Origin of the sequence: Lysobacter sp. Root690 (assembly GCF_001427785.1) — a bacterium.
GTDB lineage: Bacteria > Pseudomonadota > Gammaproteobacteria > Xanthomonadales > Xanthomonadaceae > Lysobacter.
Genome location: NZ_LMHM01000018.1, coordinates 511,185 through 517,964 on the forward strand (window position 1 = coordinate 511,185; position 6,780 = coordinate 517,964).

7 protein-coding genes are annotated in these 6,780 nt (G+C 65.9%); 3 read left to right on the forward strand and 4 right to left on the reverse strand.

The genetic code is table 11. The features are described 5' to 3' along the window. Nucleotides 1-299 precede the first annotated feature (299 nt). From ASD86_RS25345 to mtgA, 4 genes are all read right to left on the reverse strand, one after another. On the reverse strand, nt 300-887 hold the full coding sequence (locus tag ASD86_RS25345) for a hypothetical protein (protein ID WP_056117232.1): 588 nt from the start codon (nt 885-887) through the stop codon (nt 300-302). Nucleotides 888-955: 68 nt separating this feature from the next. Further along, a complete protein-coding gene (locus ASD86_RS25350) occupies nt 956-1,384 on the reverse strand; it encodes a CBS domain-containing protein (protein WP_056117234.1) in 429 nt (142 codons plus the stop codon). Then, a complete protein-coding gene (locus ASD86_RS25355) occupies nt 1,344-2,405 on the reverse strand; it encodes a glycosyltransferase family 2 protein (protein WP_056117489.1) in 1,062 nt (353 codons plus the stop codon). The genes ASD86_RS25350 and ASD86_RS25355 overlap by 41 nt, the downstream gene beginning before the upstream one ends. Nucleotides 2,406-2,441: 36 nt before the next feature. Beyond that, complete coding sequence (gene mtgA / locus ASD86_RS25360; RefSeq protein WP_056117491.1) at nt 2,442-3,215, reverse strand: monofunctional biosynthetic peptidoglycan transglycosylase; 774 nt, start codon at nt 3,213-3,215, stop codon at nt 2,442-2,444. Nucleotides 3,216-3,417: 202 nt separating this feature from the next. On the opposite strand from mtgA, the gene ASD86_RS25365 reads away from it, so the two are divergent. From ASD86_RS25365 to ASD86_RS28115, 3 genes are all read left to right on the forward strand, one after another. Next, complete coding sequence (locus ASD86_RS25365) at nt 3,418-4,362, forward strand: Hsp33 family molecular chaperone HslO (RefSeq protein ID WP_082578710.1); 945 nt, start codon at nt 3,418-3,420, stop codon at nt 4,360-4,362. A gap of 177 nt (nt 4,363-4,539) precedes the next feature. Then, nucleotides 4,540-5,355 (forward strand): hypothetical protein, encoded by an 816-nt coding sequence (locus ASD86_RS25370; RefSeq protein ID WP_200957315.1) that lies wholly within the window; start codon nt 4,540-4,542, stop codon nt 5,353-5,355. 1,023 nt (nt 5,356-6,378) lie between these two features. After that, nucleotides 6,379-6,780, forward strand: a 402-nt coding sequence (locus ASD86_RS28115) for a TonB-dependent receptor plug domain-containing protein (protein WP_235567899.1), incomplete at its 3' end; no start/stop codon positions are given.

Below are 6,780 nucleotides of genomic sequence, written 5' to 3' on the forward strand. Positions count from 1 at the left end.
GTGTGCTAACGCGAGTTACAAGCGCCGCAGCGCTGGATGAACTGCGCGACTTCAAGCCCAAGCAAAATCTGCATTGCCTACCTGTAGGAGCGGCGCAAGCCGCGACCGCAACATTGCGCATGCGTCGCAACCTACGGTGTAGCCGTAGTGGCGCGGTCGCGGCTCGCGCCGCTCCTACAGGGAGACGATGCGGCTTGGACCTCGTTTCAGCTATTGCCTCCAGTACTGCGAGGCTTTAACTGGCGAGAACAAAAGCCCCCGGACAGCGACACGCATGGATGCGCGTGTCAGGCGCCAACTCAGAAGTTGATCGACTTCGTAAAGTCCGCGGTGTCATAGCTCAGATAGAGCGGACTATCGCTGCCATCGGCGTTGGTGCGCATCAGATCGAAATCGAGCCCGCCATCGGGCCGACGACGTTCGGCCACCACGCGCAAACGCTGCAAGCAAGATGACAAATCGTTGGAGGAACTGATCACGGTCGAGCCGGTGTCGAAAGCGACATGCCGCATGGATACTTCGCGACCGGCACTGCAACGTCCACCGTCTTGCTTGGGATCGCTGGGCGCTTCCAGGCGCAGCACCACGTCGTAGCGATCGCCCTGATGGCCTTGCGCGACGATCACGGCCTTGTCGAATTTCCCTGCTCGCGTGCCGAACACATCGGCCACGCTCAGTTCGATGCTGCGCTCGGAAACGCCGTAAGTCACCGTGCCCGCGTCGGGCGAGATCGTTGCGGTCACCGGCCCCTTCGACAAGTCGGGCGGCACGGCTGCAACAGCGGCTTCAGGCGCCTTGTCGGCTTCGGGCGATTTGGCGCCGCAACCCGCCAGAAACATCATCAGCACCGTCGTCAGGCCGATGGCAGCACGTTGCATCGAGGTCATGCGTTTCCTTCGCTCAAGTGAAAGCGGCTCGCGCCTACGTCAAGCCGCGAGCAAATACCTTGCAACGATCAGCTGGCGATATACCGCTGCAGTTGATCCAGTTCCACCTGCTGATCCTCGATCACCGCCTTGACCAGATCGCCGATCGACACCACGCCGATCACCTCGCCGCCTTCCAGCACCGGCAAGTGGCGGATGCGCCGCTCGGTCACGATCTGCATGCAGCGTTCGGCGCTGTCGCCCAGGCTCACGCTGACCACCTGCGCGGTCATGATGTCGCGTACCGGGGTGTCGGCCGAGGAACGGCCCTGCAGCACGATCTTGCGTGCGTAATCGCGCTCGGACAGGATCCCGGCCAATCGCGATCCCTCCATCACCAGGACCGCGCCGATGCGTTTTTCGGCCATCAGGCGGATCGCGTCGATGACCGGCGCATCGGGGCCGATCGCGAAAACCTCAGCCGCCTTGGCGTCCAACAGCTGTCGTACGGTGCGCATTGCGGTCTCCTTCCACGAGCTGGGGATCGAGCTGGGGATGATCGAGCTGGGAAAACCGGGTCTGCCCCGAGGATACTCCTGCCGCGGGCTGCCAGGTGTCGACGAGGTACAGCGGCCGCTGTTTGGATTCTTCGTACAGCCGGCCCAGGTATTCGCCAATCAGCCCCAGCGCGATCAACTGCACGCCGCCGAGGAACAGGATCACCGCCATCATCGTCGGCCAGCCCTGCACCGGGTCGCCGAACAGCAACGCCTTGATCACCACCTTGAGCGCGTACGCGAACGCCACCAGCGCCGTGGCCAGTCCCAGATACGTGGCCAGCCGCAGCGGCGCGGTCGAGAAACTGGTGATGCCTTCCAGCGCCAGATTCCACAGCCGCCACAGGTTGAACTTGCTGGCGCCGGCCACCCGCGGCTCGCGGTGATACGGCACCGCGATGCGGTTGTAGCCGATCCAGCCGAACAGGCCCTTCATGAATCGATGGCGCTCGCGCAATTGCCGCAGCGCGTCCAGCGCGCGCGGCGATAGCAGACGGAAATCGCCGGTGTCGGCCGGGATCGGCGTGCGCGACAGCCGCCCGATCACCCGGTAGAACGCATGCGCGGTGCCGCGCTTGAGCCAGCCCTCGCCTTCGCGTTCCAGACGCGTGCCGTAGACGTCGTCGTAACCTTCGCGCCACAGCGCGACGAATTGCGCGATCAGTTCCGGCGGGTCCTGGCCGTCGGCGTCGAGGATCAGCGCGGCGCCGTCGTCGACCAGGTCCAGGCCGGCGGTCAACGCGGCCTCCTTGCCGAAGTTGCGCGACAGCCGCAGCAGCGAAACCCGCGGATCGGCCGCGGCGATCGCCTGCAGGATCGGCCAGGTGCGGTCGCGGCTGCCGTCGTCGACGTACAGCACGCGGCCTTCGACGCCGTCGACCTGCAAGGCGTCGAGCGCCGCCGCGATGCGCGGCTGCAGCAGGGGCAGGCTGGCGGCCTCGTCGAAGGCGGCCAGGACGACGGTGACGCGATCGCGGCTCATGCCGCGCATAGTAGCCGCGGGCGCGCCGCGGCGGCTTCACTCGAGTTGCTTGAGGTACTCGCTGCCGCCGATGTAGCGCATCTGGCGCTGGATCGCCCCGGCCCGCCGCTGCACGTACGGCCCGGGTCTGGCGATGCTGTAGCGCTTGGGATTGGGCAGCACCGCCGCCATGCGCGCGGCTTCGGCCGGCGCCAGCCGGCTGGCGTCCTTGCGGTAGAAGGTGCGCGCCGCGGCCTGGGCGCCGTACACGCCGTCGCCGAATTCGGCGATGTTGGCGTAGACCTCGATGATCCGATGCTTGGGCCACATCGTCTCCAGCAGCAGCGTGTACCAGGCTTCGATGCCCTTGCGGATCCAACTGCGGCCGCTCCACAGGAACAGGTTCTTGGCGGTCTGCTGGCTGATCGTGCTGCCGCCGCGGACCTTGCGCCCGCGTTCGTTGTTCTTGCGCGCCTTCTCGATCGCCTTGAGATCGAAGCCGAAATGTTCGGCGAAGTTCTGGTCCTCCGAGGCGACCAGCGCCACCGGCAGGTTCGGCGAAATCTCGTCCAGATCGCGCCAGTCGTGGGCCAGACGGAAGCCGAAATCGCCCGAACCCCAGGCTTCGAACTGGCGGATCATCATGAACGCCGAGAACGGCGGATCGATGAAGCGCAGGCTCGCGACCTGCAGGATCGAGGCCAGCACGAACAGGAACGGCAGCGCGATCAGCCAGCGCAGCCAGCGCCGCAACCGGCGCGGACGCGGCGCGCTCTGGCCCGGGCCGCTCGCGGCTTCGACCGGACCGGGCCCGGGATTGGCGCCGGACATGGCCCGGCTCAAGCCTTGCACCGTGCCGTCGCCGTCCCCACTGTTGCCGCGTGGCGGCAAACCCGCGTTCGTGATCTCCACTCCGATCGCATCGGCATAGCCTTCACCTCCCCCCTCACAGAATCCCGCGCATTATCCGCGATGCCGAGGCCGCTGGCTTCGGAATGCGCGCGATCCGCGCCGCAGCCGCCAGAGTACGACGATGACCGACGCCCATCCCGCCGCAACCACCGCCCCCGGCACCGACACGCCCGGCGAGCGCGACCGCCTGACCCGTTTCATGATCGAAGCGGCCGGCGTGCGCGGCGTGCATGTCCACCTGCACGACACCTGGCGGCAGATCCGCGAACGCGCCGAGTACCCGGCCGCGGCCGCGCAGCTGCTCGGCGAAGCGGTCGCCGCGGCGGCCTTGTTCACCGGCCACGCCAAGGTCGACGGCCGCCTGTCGGTGCAGTTGCGCGGCAACGGCGCCCTGCGCACCTTGTTCGCCGAATGCACCGCAGCCGGTACCTTGCGCGGCATCGTGCAGTTGTCCGAGGACAGCGGCGAAGTCTCGCGCGACCTGCGCGACCTCGGCCCCGACGCGATGCTCGCGATCACCATCGAAAACCCCGGCCTGCACGGCCGCGATCCGGTCCGCTACCAGGGCTTGGTCGGGCTGGAATCCGATTCGCTGGCCGGCGCCTTCGAAGGCTATTTCCGCCAGTCCGAACAATTGCCGACCCGGCTGCTGCTGGTCGCCGACGAACATCAGGCCGCCGGCCTGATGCTGCAGAAGCTGCCAGGCGACGAAGGCGACGACGACGGCTGGGTCCGCGCCGGCGCCCTGTTCGACACCCTGCGCAGCGACGAACTGCTGACCCTGCCGGCCGCGATCGTGCTGAACCGCCTGTTCCACGAGGACGGCGTGCAGTTGCTGGGCGACAAGCCGCTGGGGTTCGCCTGCTCATGCTCGCGCGAACGGGTCGAGGCGATGCTGGTCTCGCTCGGCCGCGAGGAAGCCGACGCCGCGGTCGACGCCGCCGACGGCGAGGCGCACATCCGTTGTGAGTTCTGCGGCCAACGCTATGGTTTCGATCGCAACCAAATTGCCGACCTGTTCGCCGCCGCTGCCGTGCAAATACAGGCTCCGCAGCGAGTACAGTGAGCCTGTCGAGTGCCGATCTGGGACCGTTTTCAGATTGTTAAATAAACATAAACCGGCTATAGTCGACGCCAAGGAAATGGGGAACTCGGCCGGCTTCATCCGGTCTTAACGTCAGTCCGCGCTCAACCACACACTCAAGGTATGCCCAAGCATCTGCGCTCATTGCCGCTTGCCGTGCTGCTCGCCCTAGGCGTGGCAACGGGCGCGCATGCGCAGAGCAAGCGCGATACCACCTACCTGCCGGTGTGGAACCAGAACAACGGCAAGCTCGAATACGTGCTGCAGCTGGAACCGGCCGAAAAGCAGGCCGCCGGCGCGCGCTGGAAGTCCGGCGCCAACACCTTCGATGCGACCCTCGGCCTGGACGGCGGCGATGGCCTCGGCCTGGTCTGCGATCGCAAGACCGGTCTGGCCGGCGCGATCGGCAATCTCGCCAATCACTGTTTGCTCGCCGCTCTCGACGAAGACGACGACCACGCCAACAACCGGCAGTTGTCCGCGGGCGCCAGCCTCAGCCGCCCCGGCGGCAAAGTCGGCGTGGCGATCGGCAGCGGCCGCGACGCCCTGCCCGGCTGGCTCAGCCCGAACAATCGCAACAGCCGCGTCGACCAGAACACCCTGACCGTCTACGGCCAGAAGAACATCGGCCGCGAGGCCATGGTCTCGATCGGCGGCACTTGGGCCCGCGCCAAGCTGATCCCGGCCGGCGAAATGCCCGGCTTGGCCGATCGCTGGAGCAGCAAGAGCATCACCATCGGCGCTGGCATCGGTAATTTCGGCGCCAATATCGTCGGCCGCGTGGTCGACACCCCTGGCCAGCCCGGCCAGTGGGAAGGTCTCGGCGTCGGCCTGACCTGGCGTACGCCTTGGAGCGGCCAGCTCACGGTCGGCGCGGAAAACGTGGTTACCCGCGGCAAGAACCCGTTCGCCCCCGGCAACGGCGAGAAAGACGAGGGCACCGTGCCCTACGTTCGTTACGAACAGGATCTGTGATCCCGGGGCACGCTTCGCGCCCGCCCCTTGTTTCGCATCCGCTCATTGCTCCCCGTCTGATTGTTTGCCGCTTGGTTCATCTGGCGGTTGCAGGCGGGTGATTGCCTGCCTCTACGACGCCAACGCCATCACGCCGCCAATACCTCGACATCGACTATCGATCGCTGGCCGAAACGTTTGAGCGTCCGCACGGCTCCCGTACGGCGGGCTGATTCAAGCGCCTCCAGTCCGGTCGCACGGCGCGTGGCACGGCGGGATTCCCAGCCCAGACCTCAGACTGGTCGAACGAAGGCACCTAGCGGGGGCGCCCGGATGTGGCTTCAATCCGCCCACGACACTCCTCAGCAAGTTCACCCGTACCTGGCACTTTTGACGTGTCTAATGAGCCTTGCGTTGCGCCCGTCCTTCTGCCTTATGCGCGTTTGCCCGGCCATCACCGCTCATTGTGCACTGCAACATAAATAGGGCTCGGCCGCTCACGGTCGACCGCTTCGTTGACTGCCGCTGACTTCTGCCGAGCGCGCCTGATCGGGATCGCCACAAGCCTCTCGGCACCCGCGCGCGCAAGCCGGAACGTCCAGCGCGCGATTCGCCGAAAACCCTGAAAACAAGCGGATTGCCCGGAAAAAACGCTCGCGCCGGCGGCCACGCCATCACGCCTGACATACGCCTGCCCCTGCCCTAGAGCCAAGCAGGGCAATGCTCGTCTGGCACTTCCAGGTCGCCGAATCCCGCCTTGCACAGGCGCCCCTTGCAGCCCGCCTCCCCTCGCCTGCCGTCTCTCAACCTGATCTTAACAACCGGCCCCCACAGGCCCGCCACTCATCCATACGCCAAAGTCAGCAAACGTTTGGACGCCTTCCAAGTGCCCGCTTGTCGTACTTAAGTGAAATTTAATGCTTAACAACACTTTAATTTTTGTGCCTGTGCAGTTACGATCCGGCCAACTTGCTGGATTTGGCGTTTGCATTGACTCCGCCAGTGAGTCCACGGGTACAACACGACAGACTCGGAGAGAGAGAGATGACCTTTAAGACCACCCAGCTCCGCGAAGCGATTTCCTTCGCTCTCGCAGTGGGTACCACCGCCCTGGTCGGCACGGGCATTGCGTCCGCGCAAGACACGGCCGGCAGCAAGGACGCCACCACGCTTGACCGCGTCGAAGTGACCGGTTCGCGCATCCGTCAGGTTGACGTCGAAACCGCCGCACCGGTTCTTCAGATCACCCGCGCCGACATCGAGAAGCAGGGCTTCAAGTCGGTCGCCGACATCCTGCAGAACATCACCGCCGCGGGCTCGCCGGCGATCAGCCGCACCTCGCCGCTGTCCTCGGGCGAATCCGTCGGTGGTTACTACATCGATCTGCGCAACCTCGGCGCCAACCGCACCCTGGTGCTGGTCAACGGCAAGCGTCTGGGCGCGACC

Excerpts from the sequence above, each read along its gene's own strand:
- ASD86_RS25345 (WP_056117232.1), bottom strand. The coding sequence starts at position 887 with ATGACCTCGATGCAACGTGCTGCCATCGGCCTGACGACGGTGCTGATG.
- ASD86_RS25350 (WP_056117234.1), bottom strand. The coding sequence starts at position 1,384 with ATGCGCACCGTACGACAGCTGTTGGACGCCAAGGCGGCTGAGGTTTTC.
- ASD86_RS25355 (WP_056117489.1), bottom strand. The coding sequence starts at position 2,405 with ATGAGCCGCGATCGCGTCACCGTCGTCCTGGCCGCCTTCGACGAGGCC.
- mtgA (WP_056117491.1), bottom strand. The coding sequence starts at position 3,215 with ATGTCCGGCGCCAATCCCGGGCCCGGTCCGGTCGAAGCCGCGAGCGGC.
- ASD86_RS25365 (WP_082578710.1), top strand. The coding sequence starts at position 3,418 with ATGACCGACGCCCATCCCGCCGCAACCACCGCCCCCGGCACCGACACG.